This is a genomic window from Derxia gummosa DSM 723 (assembly GCF_000482785.1).
In the GTDB taxonomy this organism is placed as follows: domain Bacteria; phylum Pseudomonadota; class Gammaproteobacteria; order Burkholderiales; family Burkholderiaceae_E; genus Derxia; species Derxia gummosa.
The window spans coordinates 456,795-476,795 of sequence record NZ_AXWS01000007.1; the positions used below are offsets into that span (position 1 = coordinate 456,795).

Sequence of the window (20,001 nt, forward strand, 5' to 3'; positions counted from 1 at the left end):
GGTCAGTCCCCGCGGCACGCCGGCTTCCGGCGTACTGGCCGTGTCCAGACGCGGGGCGGCGGGCGCGATTCGCACCCCCGGCCATCCGCGTTCTGACGGCGATCTGACGAACTGCCAAGGCTAGCGGCTGGATGCAAGGGCGGGCAATCCCACCTTTTGGCATTCCTGACAGTCAGGCCGGGTCGGCGCCCGGCAGCGGCAGGATGCCCGTCTCCTTGATCTCTTCCATCACGAAATAGCTACGTGATTCGGTCACGCCGGGCAGGTTGAGCAGCACCTCGCCGAGCATCTTGCGGTAGGCGCCGATCTCCGAAATGCGCGCCTTGACGAGGTAGTCGAAGTCGCCCGAGACCAGATGGCACTCCAGAACGCCGGGCAGGTTTTCCACTTCGCGGCGGAACTTTTCAAAGATGTGGCCCGACTTGGCCGCCAGCTTGAGTTCGACGAACACCAGCAGCGGCAGGTGCAGCGCCTGCGGATTGAGCCGCACCGTGTAGCCGAGGATGACGCCCTCGCGCTCCATGCGCCGGATGCGCTCGGCGCAGGGCGTGACCGACAGGCCCACGCGCTCGGCCAGTTCCGTCACGGGCATGCGGCCGTCGTGCTGGAGCGCGTCGAGGATCTTGAGGTCGATGCGGTCGAGGTCGCGGGTGGTCTGGGTTCGGTTGCGCATCAAGGGCTCCGGGCGGCTCGAGTCGGTAGTGAATATCGCTTTTTCCAGACGTGAAAACAGTTTGTTTACAGGCTTGCTCGTCCGCGAACAGTCCGATCCACCCCGCTTCCCGCCGCAGAATCGCAAAAAAGCACGCGCGAAATCCTCTCGCCGGCAGGGCGGCGATCCCGCCCCGGCCCGGTGTCGCGCGCCGCCCCAACCACGCAACGGGAGCAGCGCCATGCATGTCATCGTCCTCGGCAGCGGTGTCGTCGGCACCACCACCGCCTGGTATCTCGCCAGCGCGGGCCACAAGGTCACCGTCATCGACCGCGCGAGCGGCCCGGCGATGGAGACCAGCTTCGGCAATGCCGGCCAGATCTCGCCCGGCTATTCCACGCCCTGGGCCGCGCCCGGCCTGCCGTTCAAGGCCATCAAGTGGATGTTCGAGCGCCATTCGCCGCTCGCCATCCGGCCCGACGGCACGCTGTGGCAGCTGCGCTTCATGGCCCAGTTGCTCGCCAACTGCACCGCCGAGCGCTACGACATCAACAAGGAACGCATGGTGCGGCTGGCCGAATACAGCCGCGACTGCCTGCGCGACCTGCGCGCCACCACCGGCCTGCAATACGAGGGCCGCACTGGCGGCACGCTGCAACTCTTCCGCACCCGCGACCAGGTGAAGGCAGCGCAGAAGGACATCGCGGTGCTGGAACGCTGCGGCGTGCCCTTCGAGGTGCTGGACGCCGACGGCTGCGCCCGCATCGAGCCGGCCATCGTCAAGGAACGCCTCGCGGGCGGCCTGCGCCTGCCGGGCGACGAGACCGGCGACTGCCAGCTCTTCACCACCCGCCTCGCCGAACGCGCGAAGGCGCTGGGCGTCACCTTCCGCTTCGGCGCGAACATCGAGGCCATCGTGCCGAGCCGCGACCGCGTCGAGGCCGTGCGCGTCAACGGCCAGCTCTATGGCGCCGACGCTATCGTCTGCGCGCTCGGCAGCTATTCGCGCGCGATGCTCGGCAAGCTCGGCATCGAGGCGCCGGTGTATCCGGTCAAGGGCTATTCGCTGACGGTGCCCATCACCGATGCGGCCGGCGCGCCGCAATCGACCGTGCTCGACGAGACCTACAAGATCGCCGTCACCCGCTTCGACGACCGCATCCGCGTCGGCGGCATGGCCGAGCTGGCCGGCTTCGATCTCGGCCTCAATCCGCGCCGCCGCGAGACGCTGGAGATGGTGGTGGGCGACCTGTTCCCGCGCGGCGGCGACATCCCGGCCGCGAGCTTCTGGACCGGCCTGCGCCCGATGACGCCCGACGGCACGCCCATCGTCGGCGCCACCAAGTTCCAGAACCTCTGGCTCAACACCGGCCACGGCACGCTCGGCTGGACGATGGCCTGCGGCTCGGCGGCCGTGCTCGCCGACCTCATGCTCGGCCGCCGCCCGGCCATCCGCGCCGACGATCTCGGCATCGCGCGCTACGGCCGCAAGGCCTCGGGCATGGCGCCGCTGCCGGCGGGCGAACTGCCGCTGAGCGGCGCGCACTGACGTCGCCACCGCCAGGGCCGGCGCGGGCCGCTTCGCCATCGGGCGGGCGGCCCGCGTCGCTGGAGGCGGTCTTGCCGTCAGGTGGCCCGCGTCGCTTGCGACCGCCCCCGAATAACCCCACGTCCAGAAGGCGACAAACGCGACAAGCCCGATCCACCAATTCCGCCAAACCCGCTTGATTTGCCTCAAGAAAGACGCGGAACAGAGTTTGCTGAGTGACGGGCAACCCCTGTCACTCACCCCTCGCAACGAAGGATCGGACCATGCAGATCGGTGTGGATACCGCGCGCGCCGTCGAGAACAAGCGCGTCTATGTCGTCGACAGCAACGACGTTTCGGGCATGGCCCTGCAATTCATGCTGGCCGACGAGATGGAATGCAACGTCTATGAAGACGTGCAGACCGCGCTCGACTGGGCCGAGAACCGCCCGCCGCAGGTGATCCTGCTGGGCGAGGCGCTGCTGCTGAGCGATGGCGTCGACATCGTCGGCAAGTTCAAGGCCGCGATCGCCGACGTGCGCATCCTCGTGGTGACGGCCGATGCCGCCGCCGAGCATGTCAAGGCCGCGATCGCCGCCGGCTGCGCGTCGAGCATCGTCAAGCCGCTGACGGTCGAGAACGTGCGCCGCAAGGTCGATGCGCAGCTTGGCCGGCGCGCGGCGCTCGGCATTCCGGTCGCCCAGGGCTGACCGGCGCGGGCCTCGGCCCGCGAGGCAAGACGGTCAACCGCTGCCTCTCCTCCCCTCCAAGAAGACGGAACGGGCGCTCCTCGCGGGCGCCCGTTCTGCTTTGCGGCGGCGCGATGGGTCGGGCGCGAGGGCCAGTCGCACGGTCCGCGCGCCGGCGCGGCGCGCGCGGCGATACGGCCGCCGTCCCGGCTCAGAACACCCGCGTCACCTTGAAGCCGCGCGCTGCCATCAGCGCCGGCAGCCCCCGCGCCCCGACCATGTGCAGCCCGCCCACCACGGCGAACACGCGATCGCCGGCCGCGTGGCGCGCGGCAATGCCGTCGGCCATCGGGCCATTGCGGTCGTCGAGCAGGCGGCGCATCTGGGCGCGCTCGGCGTCGTCGCGCATGCAGTCGCACCAGTCGCCATAGCTTTCGAGGTCGGCAAGATTGCCGTCGGCCCAGGCGCGCAGCAGGCGGCGGGTCTGGCGCAGTTCCTCGCCCGAGTCGTTGCGGGCCAGCGCCTCGCGCACGTAGGCCCGCGCCTCGGCGTCGTTCATGGGCGGCAGCAGGGCGTCGATCTGGGCCTCGGGGGTTTCGAGCGCGACGAGCGGCAGCTTGAACAGGCGGGCATAGCCGGCCACCGCGCCTTCCTGGCCATAGGCGGCTTCGAGCCCGTCGCGGCGCGCTTCCAGCACGGTGATGGTGATGAGCTGGATGAGCGGATGCAGTCCGGCCATCGCGCGCGGATCGGTGCAGGCGGCGCGCCAGGCGTCGGCGAGCAGGTCGGCGGTGGCGTCGTCGAGACGGAAGCCGGGCTTGCGCTGGGCGGCCTTATGTAGGCGCTGCTGGGTGGCCGGATCGGCCGGGTCGAGTTCCATGAGCACGGCATCGCTGGCGCGCATCGCGGCCTTGGTCTGCGGGCCGAGGTAGATCCAGTCGCGCTCGCCGAGATGGATGCTGGCGAACAGCCAGGACGCGCGGCCGTCGCGCTCGACGCGCCAGAGCAGACCGCGATCCCTGGCTCGCGCCTGGCCGGCCTGCACCTCGTCGCGCGTGGGCGTGACCGGCGGCGGCGGACAGTCGGTGGCGATGTCGTCGCGCGCGAGCGCGGGCGCGGCCGACAGGCCGGCGAGCAGGGCGAGCGCGACAAGGCCGGCACGCGGCATGCGCCCGGCACGGCGGGCGAGCGTGATCAGGCCGGCGCGCAGCGCGCCGCCCATACCCTGCGGGAAGGCCGTCTTCATGCGGCGTCTCCGGTGATGAACTGGCGGGCACCTTAACCAAGCGCTCCGGTGGGCGAACGGGCGGACAGCGGGGGAATGACGGTCGGCGCATGGCGCGGCGCACCCGGGCGGCGCTGGCGCCGTCGCGCCGCCTCCCGCCCGGCGACCGGGATCGCGCGCCGGCTCCGCTCGGGCGCGCCGTCGCTCACAGCAGCTCGATCCCCGCCAGCCTTGCCGCACAGGTATCGCGCACGATCGCCACGAAATCCTCCGCATGCGCCGTGCCGCCGAGCGCTGCCGGCATCGCCGCGTGCAGCTCGCTCCACAGGCCGCGCGCGCCGATCGGCCGGGCGGTCACGTAGTCGTGGCTCACGTAGTTCTCGACGCCCCAGTTGGGCAGCGCCGCGATGCCGCGCCGGCTCGCGACGAGCTGGAGGATGGCCACCGTCAGCTCGGCCGTGCGGCGCTCGAAGCCGATGCCGGCCGGCGCCAGCACCTCGCGGATGAGGTCGATGCGCGCCTCGGGCACCGGATAGGTGATGAGCGTCTCGCCCGCGAAATCGGCCGCCGCCAGCCGCTTGCGGCGCGCCAGCCGGTGCTCGTTGGGCAGCACCGCGAGGATCTCGAAGCGGAACAGCGGCCGCACCGCCAGCGTCTTGCCGCGCGCGCCCGGCGCCGAGCCGATCACCACGTCGGCGCGGCCTTCGTCGAGCAGCCCGAGCGGATCGGCGTGGAAGCCGGCGACGAGGTCCAGCTCCACCTCGGGCCAGCGACGACGGAACTCGTCCATCACCGGCATCAGCCAGTCGAAGCAGGTATGGCATTCGAGAACGATGCGCAGGCTGCCGCCGGCCGCGCCCTTCATGCGCAGCAGGTCGCGCTCGGCGTCGTCCACCGCGCGCAATTGCTCGCGGGCCAGCGCGAGCAGGCGGTCGCCGGCCGCGGTGAACTTCAGGCCGCCGCGCGTGCGCTCGAACAGCGCGAGGCCGTAATGCGCTTCCAGCGCGCGGATCTGGTGCGACAGCGCCGATTGCGTGAGATGTACCCGCTCGGCGGCGGCGGCGAGCGTGCGCGATTCGGCGATGGCGATGAAGGAGCGCAGATGGCGCAGTTCGAGCGGGCTGGACATGAGCGGCAAGGCGGAAGGCGGGGCCACCGATTATGAATCTATCTCATCAAACGGTGAAAAACCGTCGCTTGATTCATGCCTGACCGCTGCCGAGACTGCGCGCCTCATCCGCAGAACAAGGCATCGGCATGACCCTCGTCCACACCCTCGGCTTCCCGCGCATCGGCGAACGGCGCGAACTCAAGTTCGCCCTCGAATCCTTCTGGCGCGGCGATTCGTCGGCCGCTCAGCTGGAGGAAGCCGCGCGCTTCGTGCGCGCCCGCCGCTGGCAGACCCAGGCCCGCGCCGGCCTCGGCCTCGTGACCGTCGGCGACTTCGCGCTCTACGACCATGTGCTCGACGCGAGCCTGCTGCTCGGCGCGGTGCCGGCGCGCTTCGGCTTTGGCGGCGACGCGGGCACGGCCGGGCACGGCGCTGGCGCCGACAACGCCCCGGCAACCGGCGCACAGGCAGTCGTCGACCGCGCCCCGCTCGGCCTCGCCGGCCACTTCGCCCTCGCGCGCGGCAACGCCGCCCAGCCGGCGCTGGAGATGACCAAGTGGTTCGACACCAACTACCACTACCTCGTGCCCGAGCTGGACTCGCGCACGCGGCTGTCGCTGCACGCGGCGGCGCTGCTCGACGAGGTGCGCGAAGCCCAGGCCTTCGGCCATCGCGTGAAGGTCGCGCTGGTCGGGCCGCTTACCTGGCTCAGGCTGGCCAAGAGCCATGAGGCCGGCTTCGACCGGCGCGCGCTCGCGGCCGATCTGGCCGAGTGCTACGCGACGCTGTTCGGCCGCCTCGGCGGGCTGGGCGTGGAATGGGTCCAGCTCGACGAGACGGCGCTCGTCACCGACCTCGACGACGACTGGCTCCACGCCGCCGACCTCATCTACGCCCGCTTCAACCGCGCCGAAGGCCGCCCGCGCCTACTGCTCGCCACCGCCTTCGGCGACGTGTCGCGCCATGCCGACCGCCTCGCCGGCTGGCCGATCGACGGCCTGCATCTCGACCTAGTGCGCGCGCCCGATCAGCTCGCCGCCTTCCTGCCCGACTGGCCCGAGGGCCGCGTGCTGTCGGCCGGCGTGGTGGACGGCCGCAACATCTGGCGCAACGACCTGCGACTCAGCCTCGCCACGCTCGCGCCGCTGCATGCCGCGCTCGGCGACCGGCTCTGGCTCGCGCCGTCGTGCTCGCTGCTGCATGTGCCGGTCACGCTCGACGGCGAGGACAAGCTCGACGCCGAGGTGAAGCCCTGGCTCGCCTTCGCGACCGAGAAGCTCGGCGAGCTGGCGCTGCTGGCGCGGGCGCTCGATGCCGGCGACAACGCCGACGCGCCGGCGCACGAAGCCACTGCCATCGCCCGCGCCCTCGCCGCCTCCGACGCCGCGCGCGGCGCCCGTCTCGCCTCGCGCCGCACTCGTCACCGCACGGTGCGCGCCCGCGTCGAGGCGATCACGCCAGACATGGCCGAGCGCTTCAGCCCGCACGCCGGGCGCGCCGTCGCCCAGCAGGCGGCGCTCGGCCTGCCGCCGCTGCCCACCACCACGATCGGCTCCTTCCCGCAGACGCCCGCCATCCGCGCCGCCCGCGCCGCCCACAAGCGCGGCGAACTCGGCGCGCTCGACTACCTCAACGCGATGCGCGCCGAGGTGGCCGAGGTCATCCGCCGCCAGGAAGCGCTCGGCCTCGACGTGCTCGTGCACGGCGAGCCGGAGCGCACCGACATGGTCGAGTACTTCGCCGAGAAGCTCTGGGGCTATGCGGTGACGGCCAACGGCTGGGTGCAGAGCTACGGCTCGCGCTGCGTGAAGCCGCCCATCCTCTTCGGCGACGTGCTGCGGCCCGAGGCGATGACGGTCGATACCGCCGTCCACGCCCAGTCGCTCACGGGCAAGCCGGTCAAGGGCATGCTGACCGGGCCGGTCACGATGCTCCAGTGGTCCTTCGTGCGCGACGACCTGCCGCGCGAGCAGGTGCAGCTCCAGCTCGCGCTCGCGCTGCGCGACGAGGTGCAGGCGCTGGAGGCGGCGGGCATCCGCATCATCCAGATCGACGAACCGGCCTTCCGCGAAGGGCTGCCGCTGCGCGCCGCCGACCAGGGCGCCTGGCTCGACGCGGCGGTGCGCGCCTTCCGCCTGAGCGCGGCCGGCGTGGCCGACACGACGCAGATCCACACCCACATGTGCTACTCGGAGTTCAACGACGTGCTGCCGTGGATCGCGGCGATGGACGCCGACGTGATCACCATCGAGACCTCGCGCTCGGCGATGGAGCTGCTCGATGGCTTCGCGGCCTTCGACTATCCGAACCAGATCGGGCCGGGCGTGTACGACATCCATTCGCCGCGCGTGCCGTCGGTGGAGGCGATGCTGGCGCTGCTGGAGCGGGCCTGCTCGGTGATCCCGCGCGAGCGGCTGTGGGTGAATCCGGACTGCGGGTTGAAGACGCGCGGCTGGGCGGAGACGGAAGCGGCGCTGGCGAACATGGTCGCTGCGGCTCGGCGGCTTCGGGCGTCGGCTCCGGCCGCGGCGGCTGTTTTGGCCTGAGGGGTCGGCGCGGGGCGGGGATGGCGCGGGGCGCGGCCGGCGGGAGCGGTCGCGCCTGGACGGCGCGACTGCCCTTCGCTCCTTCGGTAGCCCGACGGCCGGCCTGCAACTCAGCCCGCTTCGCGGGCTTCGGACAGCAGGCCTGAGCGCCTGCGGCGCTCACCGTCGTCTACCTCGTCGCTCGGCGCCCCCGAAGGCCGCGCCCCGCGCCATCCCCGCCCCGCGCCTCGTGCCTGTGCACAAGCAGCCGGGGCCGCGACGCGGCCCTTGCAGCGGTGGCGACGACTCGGCGAATCGGCCTTTCGATCGGGCCACCTCCTCCAGCGCCTCGCCGCGCTCCCACTCCCGACCAACCGATCCGAGCCGCACTCGGCTCGCTTCACCGCCACTCGCGCTCGAATCTCAAGCCGCATGCATTGAGCGGGAACTTGCTCGACCGCTGTGCTCGTGCTCGTGCTCGCGCTCGCGCTCGCGCGAGCACCGAGCCTTGCAACACGAGCCCCCTCGGCGCCACGAGCCGGCGAGCACTCGGAGTGCTCGCCCCAACGGCCTCACCGCATTAACGGCGGGCCGGGTCGGGGAGTGGCGTGGGCGGGGCGTCTGGAGCGCCGAGCAAACGAGGTAGGCGCGGGAGAACGGCCGCAGGCCGTTCGGGCTTGCCTGTTTGAGGCTTTGCGCAGCAAAGCCGAGTTGGCAAGCCGGCCCGCGAGCTGCCGAAGGCAGCGAGGGAAGCTGGCCCGACGGGCCGGCAGCTCCAGCCGCCCCACCCACGCCACTCCCCGACCCGCGCCCGCAACCCAACCAGCAAGCCCGACCAACGCCGCTCAAGAGGGAACGCAGATCGTCCCGCTGAGGAACTCGACGCACGTGCCCGACAGCTTCACCCGCTCCCCCACCAGTTCGCACAGCACCGCCCCGCCCCGCTGCGACGCCTGCCAGCCGTTGAGCGTCGTCTTGCGCAGCCGCGCCGCCCAGAACGGCGCCAGCAGGCAATGCGCCGACCCCGTCACCGGGTCTTCAGCGATGCCCGCGAACGGCCCGAACATGCGCGACACGAAGTCGTAGTCGTCGTCCTCGGCGGTGATGATCAGGTTGCGCTCCTCCAGGCAGTCGAGCGTGCCGACGGGCAGCGCCGCTTCCACCGCCTTGCGGCTTTCGAGCCGGGCGAGGTTCATCGTCGTGCCCGTCCAGTACTCGACGATGTGCACCCCCAGCGCATCGACCAGCGCGTCGGGCACGGCGGCGGGCACCGGCGGATCGGCCGGGAAGTCCATGGTCAGGAACTCCAGCCCGCGCACCACGCGCAGCACGCCGCTGGCGGTGTCGAAGGCCACCTCGCGCAGATGCGGCTGGAGCTTGTGCGTGATGACCCAGGCCGCCGCCAGCGTCGCGTGACCGCAGAGGTTGACCTCGCAGGCCGGCGTGAACCATCGCAGCCCCCAGTGCAGCGGCGCATGCGCGCTCGCCCCCGCGTGGGGTGGGGCAAGCGCCGTCGGCGGTTTCACGATGAAGGCGGTTTCCGAGAGGTTGTTCTCGGCTGCAATCGCTTGCAGCGTCGCATCGGGCAACCAGTCGTCGAGCGGCACGACCGCCGCCGGATTACCGCGGAACAACTCCGAGGTGAAGGCATCGACCTGGTACATCGCCAGCTTGAACATGCTGTTCTCCTAGGGTCCGCCGGGCGTGGCGCCGAGCCGCGCCGCGCCGCCCATGGCGCCGGTCGATGCTAGCGCGCCCGACCGGCCACGCGGGTGGTGGCGTATCGGGGTTGTCGGCCTCGAACGGCATCGGCCACAGGCGAGAAAACCTTGATTTGCGCATGGGCCGGAACGCGCCACACCCCTGACGCCGCCACCCGGCCGGATTCATCCCGGAGCTTTTTGCTCAACTTGTGCGGTATTTCCTCGCGCAGGAAGATTTCCAAAATCTTTCGATGCGCAACACGAGGAGACCGCCATGCGCACATTCATCAGGCCCGCGATCGCGGGAACGGCGGCGCTCGCGCTGCTTGCCGGTTGCGGCGTGAAGATCAGCGACGACACGCCCACCGCGCTGGCCCGCAATCCGGCCAGCACCTACGAGTTCAATGCCGACATCGAAACCAGCGGCGCGGAGCTCGACAGCGTGACCGTGAAGGTGGACGGCACGCCCTTCCCGATGGCGCTCGTGGGCGGAGGCTGGCGCGCGACGGTGCCGGTCAACCCCTGCGTCAACAGCCTCGCGGTGCGCTACGAGGCCGTCTGGCATGCGGGCACGCTCAGCGACACCGAGCGCGAGCCCGAGGCCGGCAGCCTGCGCAAATGGCTCACGGGCGCGCCCGCCGTCGCCTGCCCCGACACCTTCGGCAAGACCTTCACCGTCGATTCCACCGCCGACCAGCCCGACGCCAACCCCGGCGACGGCCTGTGCCAGACCGCGACCGGCGCCTGCACCCTGCGCGCCGCGATCATGGAAGCCAACACCACCGCCGTGGCCGACCGCGTCGTGCTCGCCTCGCAGACCTACGCGCTCACCCGCCAGGGCCAGGACGACGACGCCAGCGCCGGCGACCTCGACATCCGCAATCCGCTGCTGATCGAGACCGCCAACGGCGGCACCGCCACGATCGACGCAGCCGAACTGGGCGACCGCGTGTTCGACCTCTTCCCCGCCGCCACCGACCGCGACGGCCGCGCCGACTGGGACACCGTGACGCTGCGCGACCTCGTGATCCGCGGCGGCCATCCGCCGGGCTCGGGCGGCGGCATCTACAGCCGCGCGCAGCTGTTCATGGAGCGGGTCGTCATCCGCGACAGTCAGGCTGGCAGCCTGCTCGGGCACTACGGGGGCGGGCTCTATGTCAGCAACTTCACGCATGCGATCGAGATCCATGTGCGCGACAACCGCTCCGGCCACATCGGCGGCGGCATCTTCCTGGCCGAGGGCGCCAAGCTGGTGCTGGAACGCAGCAGCGTGACCGGCAACCACAACGGCGCCCAGCACGGCGGCGGCATCGCGCTCATGGGCGGCAGCCTGGAAGCCACCAACGTCACCATCTCGGGCAACAGCTCGACCACCTACGGCGGCGGCATCTATGCCAACGGCATGGGCGGCTCGCTGCTGCTGCGCAACGTGACGATCGCGCGCAACCGCGCCGATGACGACAACTCGCTCTCCGGCAGCTCCGGCAGCCTGGGCGGCGGCGTGCTGCTCGCGGGCGGCAGCACCAGCTACACGATCGGCAACACCCTCATCGCCGAGAACTGGCGCGGCAGCGGCGCGACGCCGAGCGACTGCATGGGCACGATCAATTCGCGCGGCTACAACCTGATCGAGGACATGGGCCCGAGCTGCGTGCTCACCGGCATCACGACCGGCAACCTGAGCGGGCTGTTCACGGCCGATCTGGCCGACCTCGGCTTCTGGGGCGGCTTCGCGCCGGTGCATCGGCTCCAGACCACCAGCGCCGCGCGCGACGCCGGCAACACCGCCACGCCCAACAACGCCTCGACCCTCGCCTGCCCGACGATCGACCAGCGCAACATCGAGCGCCCGCGTGACGGCGACGGCCGCGACGGCGCGCGCTGCGACATCGGGGCGGTGGAGATGTGATCGGGAAGCGGCCGGGCGGGCGAGGCTGCCCGGCCCGGCCGACGATGCCTGACCGCGCGGGCATGGCCGCCGGCCGGCGGCATCCGCCCGGCAACGACGCTCAGCCCAGCACCGCCGCGATCGCCGGCAACACCGCCGCGCCGAGCGCCCGGCTCCTCGCCCCGTCCCAGCCGCGCTCCTCGTCCGGCAGATCGGCGTTGTCCTTGAACGGCATTTCCAGCGTGAGCGACAGGCAGCCGAATTCGTAGCCGACCCATTTCGACGCGAGCTTGAGCGATTCCTCGGTGTACTTGCCGGCCGGATAGCCGTGCTCGGTCTGGAAGTCGGGCGCGGCGGTACGGAAGGCGTCGCAGAAGGCGGCCTGGGCCGCGGCCTGGGCCTCGGTGAAGCCGGGCAGCATCTCGCTGCCGGCGATGAAGACGTAGGGCAGCCCTTCGTCGCCATGCACGTCGAGGAAGAACTCGCAGCCGGTCTCGTGCAGCTTCTCGCGCACGGCGGCGACCTCGGGCGCGCGCTCCGACGGCTCCATCCATTCGCGGTTGAGGTTGGAGCCGGCGGCATTGGCGCGCAGGTTGCCGCGCACCGAACCGTCCGGGTTCATGTTGGGCACGACGAAGAAGTGCGCCTTCGCGAGCAGGCTGCGCGCGAGGCTGTCGGCCGGGTCGAGCAGGCGATCGACCATGCCCTCGACGAACCATTCGGCCATCGCCTCGCCCGGATGCTGGCGCGCGATGACCCACACCGGCGCGCCCTCGGGATTGCCGAACTCGATGCCGTCGAGATCGCGGCCGTCCACGGTCTGGCCGAGGTCGAGATGGCGCACGCCGGGCCGGCCGAGCCACTTGCCGAGCTGGCGCTGGTGGCGCTCCCACGAGTAGGGCTCGAAGTAGGCGAACCAGGTCACGCCGGCGGCGGGCACGTACTCGGCTTCGAGCATCACGCCGTCGAAGCGGGTGTCGATGCGGAACCAGGTCTCGCGGTCGTGGCTCGCGACGATGCGGTAGTCGCGCCAGCCGTCGGCATAGGTGCACTGGCGCGCGTTGAGGAAGCGCAGGTGCAGCTTCTCGCCGGGCGTGCTGGCGACGCGGAAGTGGAACCACTGTCGAAAGTCGCACAGCGGATCGCTGGTGCTGTCGGCGCGGATGTCGAGGTCGATGCGGTTGCCCTCGACCGAGACGAGCTCGATCGCGCCGCTGTCGAAGTTGCTGCTGATTCGCATGGCCGGGCTCCAGAAGTGATGCGGTGGGTTCGGGGGAAGACGGCGCGGTTCGCTTTGCAAGTGCCGCGCCTGACGGGCCGACGCGGCTGCGGAACCGGTCACGCCGCGCTCGCGCGCCTCATTCGACGCGGCGGCGGAAATGCCAGGTGTTCTCGTCCGACGCGGCGGCGTCGAAGGCATAGCCCTCGCTGTCGAAACCCTTCAGCTGCTCCACGTCCGTCACGCGATGGTCCACCGCGTAACGGGCCATGAGGCCGCGTGCGCGCTTGGCGTAGAAGCTGATGATCTTGAACTTGCCGCCCTTCCAGTCCTCGAACACCGGCGTGACGAGCCGCGCGCCGAGCAGCTTGGGCTTGACGACCTTGAAGTACTCCTCGCTCGCGCAGTTCACGACCACCGGCGCGCCGCCTTGTTCCCTCAGCGCCTCGTTGAGCTTGAGCGTGACCTTGTCGCCCCAGAAGCCGTAGAGCGTCGGGCCGACGCCGGCCTCGGCGGCGCTGCCCTTCAGGCGCGTGCCCATTTCCAGCCGGTAGGGCTGCATGCGGTCGAGCGGGCGCAGCACGCCGTACAGGCCGCTGAGGATCCGGATGTGGTCCTGCGCCCAGGCGAGGCCGGCGGCGTCGAGCGTGCCGGCGGCGAGGCCTTCGTACACATCGCCGTTGAAGGCGAGCACGGCCTGCTTGGAGTTGTCGGCGGTGAACTCGGGCGTCCAGGCCTGGAAGCGGGTGACGTTGAGAACCGCCAGCTCGTCGGAGATGTCCATGATCCGCGACAGGTCCTGCGGGCCGAGCTTGCGCATCTCGGCGGCGAGCCGGGCGGAGTCAGGGATGAAATCGGGCAGGGTCGCGGGCCGGGGTGCGGCGAGCGGCGTGGTGTCGAGCGACTTGGCGGGAGAGAGCAGCAGCAGCATGGCGTGATCGGCGCGGGCCGTGTTCGTGTTGGTTGGCATGACAGCAAGCAAGGGTGGGCCTTGCGGCGGCGCGACAATATGCCTTTGCCGGCCGCCGGGCGGACCCGGCCGCATTCATCGGGAGGAAGCCCACATGGGCCTGTTCAACACGTCGCTGCCGGGCTGGCTGGTGATCGCCAGCTGGGCGCTCGGCGGCGGCCTGCTCGGGTACTGCGCGGTGCGCGCGCCCTGGCATCGCATCCGCGACAACGCGGTGCTGTTCACCTGGCTGGGCACGTCCACCGCGCTGACGCTGGTCTGGCTCATGCGCTTCCGTCTGCATCAGGACCTGACCTTGCAATTTCTGGGCGCGGCGCTGATGGCCTGGATGTTCGGGCCGCGTCTGGCCACGCTGGGCATGGCCGCCACCCTCGCGTTCTACCTCCAGACCACCGACGGGCCGTGGGCGAACTTCGGTCTCAACCTGCTGCTGCTGGCGGCGTTGCCGGCCTTCGCGGTTGGCGCGATTGGCTGGTTTGTCCGACGTTTCACGCCGGGCAACCTGTTCATCTTCCTGATCGGCAACGGCCTGTTCGGCAGCTTCGCGGCGACGGTGGTGTCGATGTGCGGCTCGATGGCGGTGCTGGCCGCGCTCGGCAGGCATCCGCTCGCATGGTTCGGCGAGGAGGTGCTGCCGTGGACGCTGCTGCTGGCCTGGGGCGAAGCCATCACCACCGGCATGATCGTGACGCTGCTGACGGTGTACCTGCCCGAGGTGATGCTGAGCTTCGACGACCGGCATTACCTGCGCCGACCGGATCGCCAGCCGTGAGCGCCGCCCCGCCCCGCCTCGTGCTCGACACCAATGTCTGGCTCGACCTGTTCGTGTTTGCCGACGCGCGCTGCGCCGCGATCGCCGCCGCCCTCGCCGAGGGGCGGGTGCAGGTGCCGATCTCGCGGCGCTGCCTCGACGAGCTGCGCGCAGTGGTCGACTACCCGAAATGGGACGGCCTGATCGCCGACCGCCCCGCCGTGGTGGCGCGCGTCGCGGCGGCGACCGAGCTGGTGGAAGTCGCGCCCGATCCGTCGCTGCCGCGCTGCCGCGACCGCGATGACCAGAAGTTCATCGAGCTGGCCGTGGCCAGCGGCGCACGCTGGCTGGTGAGCAAGGACAAGGCGGTGCTCAAGCTCGCCAGGCGGCTGCGCCAGCGCGGCTGCGAGGTGCTGAGGCCGGAGCAATGGCCGGGCACTGACGGACCACCGGCCTGAGCAAGGCTCGCCGCCGGATGCCGGGCCGGGGCGGCACGCGCGCGACGTCGGTCTCACACCCCTGCCTCACTCCGCCAGCGGCACCTCGACGGTGAAGGTCGCGCCCTCGCCCGGCGCACTGGCGACGTCGAGCCGGCCGCCCATCGCCTCGACGATCTGGCGCGTGATCGCGAGGCCGAGACCGGCGCCCTCGCGCAGCCGCCGCCCCTCGGCGCCCTGCACATAGGCGTCGAACACGGTGGCGAGTTCAGCCTCGCCGAGGCCCGGACCGCTGTCGATGACGGCGATGCGCAGCCGGTCGCCCTCGGCGGCGGCGTCGAGCAGCGCCGCCTCGACGCGCACCGTGCCGGCCGACGTGAACTTGAGCGCATTGCCCACGAGGTTGCCCACGACCTGACCGAGCCGCAGCGGGTCGATGCTGGCGGTGCGGGCCAGCCCGTGGCCGATCACCTCCAGCACCAGCCCCTTGTTCTCGGCCACGACCCGCGCGGCGGCCAGCGCGCTGTCGAGCCAGGCGTCGAGCACCACCGGCATCGGCCGAAGCACGACCGGGCGCGCGAGGTTCTGCTCGTAGTCGAGCGTGGTGTCGAACAGGTCGCGCAGCGTGCGCGCCGAACCGGCGATGGCGTCGAGCAGGCGCGCGCCGGTCGGCGCCGGCACCGGCGCGCGCAGCATCTCGGCCGCCTGGCTGATGCCGCCGAGGCTGCCGCGCATCTCGTGCGCGAGATAGGCCAGGAAGCGTCCGCGCGACTGCGCCGCCTCCTCGGCCAGGGCGCGGCCGCGCGCCTCGATCGCGCGCGCCGCCATCGCCTGCCGGTGCGCGCGCCACAGCAGCGCCAGCCCGATCAGCAGCGCCAGCAGCACCGGTCCGACGGTGCGTGCCAGCTCGCGCCAAGGCACGCGCGGACGCACCTCGATGCTGAGCCAGCGCGCCAGCAGGTCGGCCGATTCGCGCTCGTTCACCGCGTCCATCGCCTTGCGCAGCACCAGCGACAGCTCGGGCTTGTCGCGCGGCACCGCGAAGTACAGCTCGCTGTCGCCGTCGCGCACCGTGCCGGAAATGATCAGCCGCCCGGCCCAGCGCCGCTCGATCAGGTCGCTCACCACCTTGATGTTGCCGATCGCCACCTCCACCGCGCCCTCGGCCAGCGCGCTCAGCACCTGGTCCTGGCGATCGACCTCGACCAGTTGCAGGCCCGGATAGCGCGCGCGCAGCTCGGGGATCAGGAAGTGGTCGCGCATCACGCCCACGCGCATGCGGCTCGCGGCGCCGAGGTCGCCGATGCCGATGCCGTCGGCATCGAGCCGCGACACGATGGCCGTCGGCACGCGCAGGAAGGGGCCGACGAAGTCGTAGTAGGCGCGGCGCTCGGGCGTGCGCGCCATGCCGACGTACACGTCGAGTTCGCCGGCGCGCACGCGCCGCGCGCCGTCGGCAAAGCTGCCGCCCACGGCGCGCACCACCTCCAGCCCGGCCTTGCCGGCGACCATCTCGATGAAGTCGGCGCCCAGCCCGCGGAAGTCGCCCAGCTCGCCGCGAAAGCTCACCGGCGGAAAGGTCGCGTCATAGGCGACCGCGATGCCGCGATGCGCCGCGACCCAGTCGCGCTCGCCATCGGTGAGCAGCGCGGTTTCCGGCACCTGGGTGGTGAGCAGCCCGGCCGGCAGCCAGCGCGCCGCCAGCGCCGAGCGGTCGGCCGGCGTGATCGAGGCGAGCGCCTGGTCGAGGATGGCGGCGAGCATCATCTGGTCGGGCCGCAGCATCGGGCCGAGCGGCGTGTCGCCAATGCCGATGCGGGTGCGCAGTTCGACGTTGGCGAGCAGGTGGCGCTCGATCGCGTACACCGCCTCGTGCTGGTAGCCGATGAAGAGGTCGGCATTGCCGGTGGCGACGGCGCGCAACGCATCCTCGGCGCTTGCATAGGCTTTCACGTCGGCATTCGGATGGCGCTCGGCCAGCAGCGCCTGGGCGTCGGACCGCGCCTGCACCGCGATGCGCCGGCCGGCGAAGTCGTTGGCCGGCGACACGTCGGGCACGTCGCGCCGCGCAGCGACGACGAGCCGCGTGGGAAGCAGCGGCCGCGCGAGGCGCAGCGCGTGATGCTCGCGCAGGAAGGCGGGCGCCATCGGCACGACATCGGCCCGGCCGGCTTCGAGCGCGTCGAGCGCGGCATGCGAGTCGGCTTCGCGGCGGTAGCGGAATTCGAGGCCGGTGCGCTGGCTCACGAGGTCGAGCACCTCGACCAGAAAGCCCCAGGGCTGGGCCGTGCCCTCGGGATAGAAGTAGTAGGGCGGGAAGTCGGCGGCGAGCGCGACCGTGACGACCGGATGCGCGGTAATCCACGCGGCCTGCGCGGGCGGCAGGTCGAGCCGCTGGCCCGGCGAGCGCGCCTGCGTGCCGCCCGTGGACAGCAACAGCAGCAGCAAGGCCAGCACGCAGGCCAGCTGGCGCATGGCGCGCATGCACAATCCGGGCGTGTCCCCCAATGTCGTCTCCTAGTCGCGATGCCCGAAACCGCAGCCACGCCCCGCCTCGTCTCGCGCCTGCCGCGCGTCGGCACCACCATCTTCACGACGATGAGCGCGCTCGCGACCGAGCACGGTGCCATCAACCTCGGCCAGGGCTTTCCGGACTTCGACTGCGATCCCGCGCTGATCGAATGCGTCGAACGCGCAATGCGCGCGAACCTTAACCAATATCCGCCGATGGCGGGCCTGCCGGCGTTGCGCGAAGCGGTGGCCGGAAAGATCGCGCGCATGCACGGCCGCCGCTACGACCCGGCGGGCGAAATCACGATCACGGCCGGCGGCACCCAGGCCATCCTCACCGCCATCCTGGCGGTCGTGCATCCGGGCGACGAGGTGGTGGTGATCGAGCCGGTGTACGACAGCTATCTGCCGAACATCGCGCTCGCGGGCGGCGTGGCGGTGCGGGTGCCGCTGCGGCGCGCCGACGTCGGCGGACGGCCATCGGCACCGGAGGCCGGCGCGGCGGCCGACGATGCACCCGCCATCGACGCCCCGGCCGCGCCCGCCGGCGCCACCGGCTTCGCGATCGACTGGGACGCCCTCGCCGCCGCGATCACGCCGCGCACCCGGCTCGTCCTCATCAACTCGCCGCACAACCCGACCGGCGCCAGCCTCGACGACGCCGATCTCGACCGGCTCGCGGCCCTCGTGCGCGGCACCGACATCCTGCTGCTCGGCGACGAGGTGTACGAGCACATGGTGTTCGACGGCCGCGAGCACCAGTCGCTCGCGCGGCATGACGAACTCGCGGCGCGATCCTTCGTGGTGTCGAGCTTCGGCAAGACCTTTCATGTGACCGGCTGGAAGGTCGGCTACTGCGCCGCGCCACCCGCGCTCACCGCCGAATTCCGCAAGGTGCACCAGTTCAACGTGTTCACGGTCAACACGCCGATGCAGGCCGGCCTCGCCGACTACCTGCGCGACCCGGCGCCGTGGCGCGACCTCGCCGGCTTCTACCAGCGCAAGCGCGACCGCTTCCGCGCTGGCCTCGCGGGCAGCGGCTTCCGGCTGCTGCCATGCTCGGGCACCTATTTCCAGTGCGCCGAATACGCCGGCGTCACGGCCGCGCCGTCGGGCCTGAGCGAACTCGACTTCTGCCGCTGGCTCACGACCGAGGTGGGCGTGGCCGCGATCCCGCTCAGCAGCTTCTACGACGAGCCGACCGAGAACGGCATCGTCCGCTTCTGCTTCGCCAAGCGCGACGACACGCTCGACGAGGCGATTAGGCGGCTCGCGGCGCTGTAGGCGTGGACCGCCTCCCCACCGACGACAAGCAGCGCTGCGCCAATCAAGCCGCGCCGCGCCAATGAAAAAGGGCGCCACCCGGGCGCCCTCTTCTTCTGCGGCGGCGATGAAGCCCGCCGCCTCTCAGAGCCTCAGACCGCGAACTTCACCGGGCACCCGGTCTTCGCGCTGATCTCCTCCTGCGTCACCTCGGGCGCGATCTCCACGCAGGTGAAGCCCTCCGGCGTCACATCGAACACGCCGAGGTTGGTGATGACGCGATCGACCACGCCCACGCCGGTCAGCGGCAGGTTGCACTCGGGCAGGATCTTGTGCGCATCACCCTTGGCGACGTGATCCATCAGCACCACGACGCGCTGCACGCCCGCGACGAGGTCCATCGCGCCGCCCATGCCCTTGACCATCTTGCCGGGGATCATCCAGTTGGCCAGATCGCCCTTCTCGCTCACCTGCATCGCGCCGAGGATCGACAGGTTCACCTTGCCGCCGCGGATCATCCCGAAGCTGTCGGCGCTGCTGAAGAAGCTGCCGCCGGGCAGGATCGTCACGGTCTGCTTGCCCGCGTTGATGAGGTCGGCGTCGATCTCGTCTTCCGTGGGAAACGGCCCGATGCCGAGCATGCCGTTCTCGCTCTGGAGCACGACGCTCATGCCTTCGGGGATGTGGTTGGCGACCTGGGTCGGCATGCCGATGCCGAGGTTCACGTAGAAGCCGTCGCGCAGTTCCTGGGCCGCGCGCGCGGCCATCTGGGTGGGGTTCCATGCCATGGCTGCGCTCCTCAGGCCGTGCGGATCGTGCGCTGCTCGATCCGCTTCTCGGGGGTGGGGTTGTGGACGATGCGGTGCACGTAGATGCCCGGCGTGTGGACCTGATCGGGATCGAGCTCGCCGATCTCGACGATCTCTTCCACCTCGGCCACGGTCACGCGGCCGGCCATCGCGCACATCGGATTGAAGTTGCGCGCGGTCTTGCGATAGACGAGGTTGCCGGCCTTGTCGGCCTTCCACGCCTTCACGAGCGCGACGTCGGCGACGAGGCTGCGCTCCATCACGTACATCTCGCCGTCGAACTCGCGCGTCTCCTTGCCCTCGGCCACGAGCGTGCCGTAGCCGGTCTTGGTGAAGAAGGCCGGGATGCCGCAGCCGCCGGCGCGCAGCTTCTCGGCCAGCGTGCCCTGGGGCGTGAATTCAAGCTCCAGTTCGCCGGCGAGGTACTGGCGCTCGAACTCCTTGTTCTCGCCGACGTACGACGAAATCATCTTCCTGATCTGCCGTGTGTTGAGCAGCTGACCGAGGCCGAAGCCGTCGACGCCCGCGTTGTTGGAGATGGCGGTCAGGTTCTTCACGCCGCTGTCGCGCAGGGCCGCGATCAGCGCCTCGGGGATGCCGCACAGGCCGAAGCCGCCGACCGCGTAGGTCTGGCCGTCGGCGACGAGATCGGCGAGCGCATCTTTTGCACTGGCAAAGACTTTGTTCATGGGATGTCTCAGCGCGTTGCCGCGTGATGAG

At 71.1% G+C, this 20,001-nt stretch carries 16 protein-coding genes; 7 read left to right on the top strand and 9 right to left on the bottom strand.

The annotated features are described in order from the left end of the window. Positions 1-172: 172 nt before the first annotated feature. Positions 173-673 carry an AsnC family transcriptional regulator gene (locus H566_RS0103195; RefSeq protein ID WP_028310295.1) on the bottom strand — a complete coding sequence of 167 codons (501 nt, stop codon included), beginning with the start codon at positions 671-673 and terminating at the stop codon, positions 173-175. A gap of 220 nt (positions 674-893) precedes the next feature. On the opposite strand from H566_RS0103195, the gene H566_RS0103200 reads away from it, so the two are divergent. Both H566_RS0103200 and H566_RS0103205 read left to right on the top strand, forming a co-directional pair. Continuing rightward, the gene (locus H566_RS0103200) at positions 894-2,201 is read left to right on the top strand and encodes a D-amino acid dehydrogenase (protein WP_028310296.1); all 1,308 of its coding nucleotides are present in this window, start codon (positions 894-896) and stop codon (positions 2,199-2,201) included. A 263-nt stretch (positions 2,202-2,464) separates the two neighbouring features. Then, positions 2,465-2,890, top strand: a complete 426-nt coding sequence (locus tag H566_RS0103205; protein WP_028310297.1) for a response regulator — start codon at positions 2,465-2,467, stop codon at positions 2,888-2,890. A 190-nt stretch (positions 2,891-3,080) separates the two neighbouring features. Here H566_RS0103205 and H566_RS0103210 read toward each other — a convergent pair whose 3' ends face one another. Further along, the gene (locus tag H566_RS0103210; RefSeq protein ID WP_245591276.1) at positions 3,081-4,115 is read right to left on the bottom strand and encodes a TraB/GumN family protein; all 1,035 of its coding nucleotides are present in this window, start codon (positions 4,113-4,115) and stop codon (positions 3,081-3,083) included. A gap of 184 nt (positions 4,116-4,299) precedes the next feature. Then, on the bottom strand, positions 4,300-5,223 hold the full coding sequence (locus H566_RS0103215) for a LysR family transcriptional regulator (protein WP_034410362.1): 924 nt from the start codon (positions 5,221-5,223) through the stop codon (positions 4,300-4,302). Between the two features lie 128 nt (positions 5,224-5,351). Here H566_RS0103215 and metE point away from each other — a divergent pair, with 128 nt between their 5' ends. Continuing rightward, on the top strand, positions 5,352-7,751 hold the full coding sequence (gene metE, locus H566_RS0103220) for a 5-methyltetrahydropteroyltriglutamate--homocysteine S-methyltransferase (protein WP_028310300.1): 2,400 nt from the start codon (positions 5,352-5,354) through the stop codon (positions 7,749-7,751). 824 nt (positions 7,752-8,575) lie between these two features. Here metE and H566_RS0103225 read toward each other — a convergent pair. Then, positions 8,576-9,409, bottom strand: coding sequence for a PhzF family phenazine biosynthesis protein (locus tag H566_RS0103225; protein ID WP_028310301.1), 834 nt, complete (start codon positions 9,407-9,409; stop codon positions 8,576-8,578). A gap of 298 nt (positions 9,410-9,707) precedes the next feature. On the opposite strand from H566_RS0103225, the gene H566_RS0103230 reads away from it, so the two are divergent. Beyond that, positions 9,708-11,342 carry a right-handed parallel beta-helix repeat-containing protein gene (locus H566_RS0103230; protein ID WP_028310302.1) on the top strand — a complete coding sequence of 545 codons (1,635 nt, stop codon included), beginning with the start codon at positions 9,708-9,710 and terminating at the stop codon, positions 11,340-11,342. Between the two features lie 100 nt (positions 11,343-11,442). Here the strand turns inward: H566_RS0103230 and H566_RS0103235 are convergent, their stop codons facing one another. Together H566_RS0103235 and yaaA are read right to left on the bottom strand one after the other, a co-directional pair. Then, entirely contained in the window at positions 11,443-12,561 is a 1,119-nt protein-coding gene (locus H566_RS0103235; RefSeq protein WP_028310303.1) for a M14 family metallopeptidase, read from the bottom strand. A 118-nt stretch (positions 12,562-12,679) separates the two neighbouring features. Next, positions 12,680-13,471: a peroxide stress protein YaaA gene (gene yaaA / locus H566_RS0103240; protein WP_028310304.1), complete on the bottom strand. Its 792-nt coding sequence runs from the start codon at positions 13,469-13,471 to the stop codon at positions 12,680-12,682. Between the two features lie 133 nt (positions 13,472-13,604). Here yaaA and H566_RS29885 point away from each other — a divergent pair, with 133 nt between their 5' ends. Beyond that, complete coding sequence (locus H566_RS29885; protein ID WP_051377948.1) at positions 13,605-14,282, top strand: energy-coupling factor ABC transporter permease; 678 nt, start codon at positions 13,605-13,607, stop codon at positions 14,280-14,282. Beyond that, positions 14,279-14,719, top strand: coding sequence for a putative toxin-antitoxin system toxin component, PIN family (locus H566_RS22630; protein WP_034410366.1), 441 nt, complete (start codon positions 14,279-14,281; stop codon positions 14,717-14,719). Before H566_RS29885 ends, H566_RS22630 begins: the two co-directional genes overlap by 4 nt. A 66-nt stretch (positions 14,720-14,785) precedes the next feature. Here H566_RS22630 and H566_RS0103255 read toward each other — a convergent pair whose 3' ends face one another. Continuing rightward, positions 14,786-17,182 carry a transporter substrate-binding domain-containing protein gene (locus H566_RS0103255; protein WP_028310305.1) on the bottom strand — a complete coding sequence of 799 codons (2,397 nt, stop codon included), beginning with the start codon at positions 17,180-17,182 and terminating at the stop codon, positions 14,786-14,788. 42 nt (positions 17,183-17,224) lie between these two features. Between H566_RS0103255 and H566_RS0103260 the strand changes: the two genes are divergently transcribed. Next, positions 17,225-18,493, top strand: coding sequence for a pyridoxal phosphate-dependent aminotransferase (locus H566_RS0103260; protein WP_028310306.1), 1,269 nt, complete (start codon positions 17,225-17,227; stop codon positions 18,491-18,493). Between the two features lie 131 nt (positions 18,494-18,624). Here the strand turns inward: H566_RS0103260 and H566_RS0103265 are convergent, their stop codons facing one another. Together H566_RS0103265 and H566_RS0103270 are read right to left on the bottom strand one after the other, a co-directional pair. Beyond that, entirely contained in the window at positions 18,625-19,260 is a 636-nt protein-coding gene (locus tag H566_RS0103265; protein WP_028310307.1) for a 3-oxoacid CoA-transferase subunit B, read from the bottom strand. Between the two features lie 11 nt (positions 19,261-19,271). Next, positions 19,272-19,970, bottom strand: coding sequence for a CoA transferase subunit A (locus H566_RS0103270; protein WP_028310308.1), 699 nt, complete (start codon positions 19,968-19,970; stop codon positions 19,272-19,274). Positions 19,971-20,001: the final 31 nt, after the last annotated feature.

Coding starts and splice junctions, on each gene's coding strand:
- H566_RS0103195 (WP_028310295.1), bottom strand. CDS start 673: ATGCGCAACCGAACCCAGACCACCCGCGACCTCGACCGCATCGACCTC.
- H566_RS0103200 (WP_028310296.1), top strand. CDS start 894: ATGCATGTCATCGTCCTCGGCAGCGGTGTCGTCGGCACCACCACCGCC.
- H566_RS0103205 (WP_028310297.1), top strand. CDS start 2,465: ATGCAGATCGGTGTGGATACCGCGCGCGCCGTCGAGAACAAGCGCGTC.
- H566_RS0103210 (WP_245591276.1), bottom strand. CDS start 4,115: ATGAAGACGGCCTTCCCGCAGGGTATGGGCGGCGCGCTGCGCGCCGGC.
- H566_RS0103215 (WP_034410362.1), bottom strand. CDS start 5,223: ATGTCCAGCCCGCTCGAACTGCGCCATCTGCGCTCCTTCATCGCCATC.
- metE (WP_028310300.1), top strand. CDS start 5,352: ATGACCCTCGTCCACACCCTCGGCTTCCCGCGCATCGGCGAACGGCGC.
- H566_RS0103225 (WP_028310301.1), bottom strand. CDS start 9,409: ATGTTCAAGCTGGCGATGTACCAGGTCGATGCCTTCACCTCGGAGTTG.
- H566_RS0103230 (WP_028310302.1), top strand. CDS start 9,708: ATGCGCACATTCATCAGGCCCGCGATCGCGGGAACGGCGGCGCTCGCG.
- H566_RS0103235 (WP_028310303.1), bottom strand. CDS start 12,561: ATGCGAATCAGCAGCAACTTCGACAGCGGCGCGATCGAGCTCGTCTCG.
- yaaA (WP_028310304.1), bottom strand. CDS start 13,471: ATGCTGCTGCTGCTCTCTCCCGCCAAGTCGCTCGACACCACGCCGCTC.
- H566_RS29885 (WP_051377948.1), top strand. CDS start 13,605: ATGGGCCTGTTCAACACGTCGCTGCCGGGCTGGCTGGTGATCGCCAGC.
- H566_RS0103255 (WP_028310305.1), bottom strand. CDS start 17,182: ATGCGCGCCATGCGCCAGCTGGCCTGCGTGCTGGCCTTGCTGCTGCTG.
- H566_RS0103260 (WP_028310306.1), top strand. CDS start 17,225: ATGCCCGAAACCGCAGCCACGCCCCGCCTCGTCTCGCGCCTGCCGCGC.
- H566_RS0103265 (WP_028310307.1), bottom strand. CDS start 19,260: ATGGCATGGAACCCCACCCAGATGGCCGCGCGCGCGGCCCAGGAACTG.
- H566_RS0103270 (WP_028310308.1), bottom strand. CDS start 19,970: ATGAACAAAGTCTTTGCCAGTGCAAAAGATGCGCTCGCCGATCTCGTC.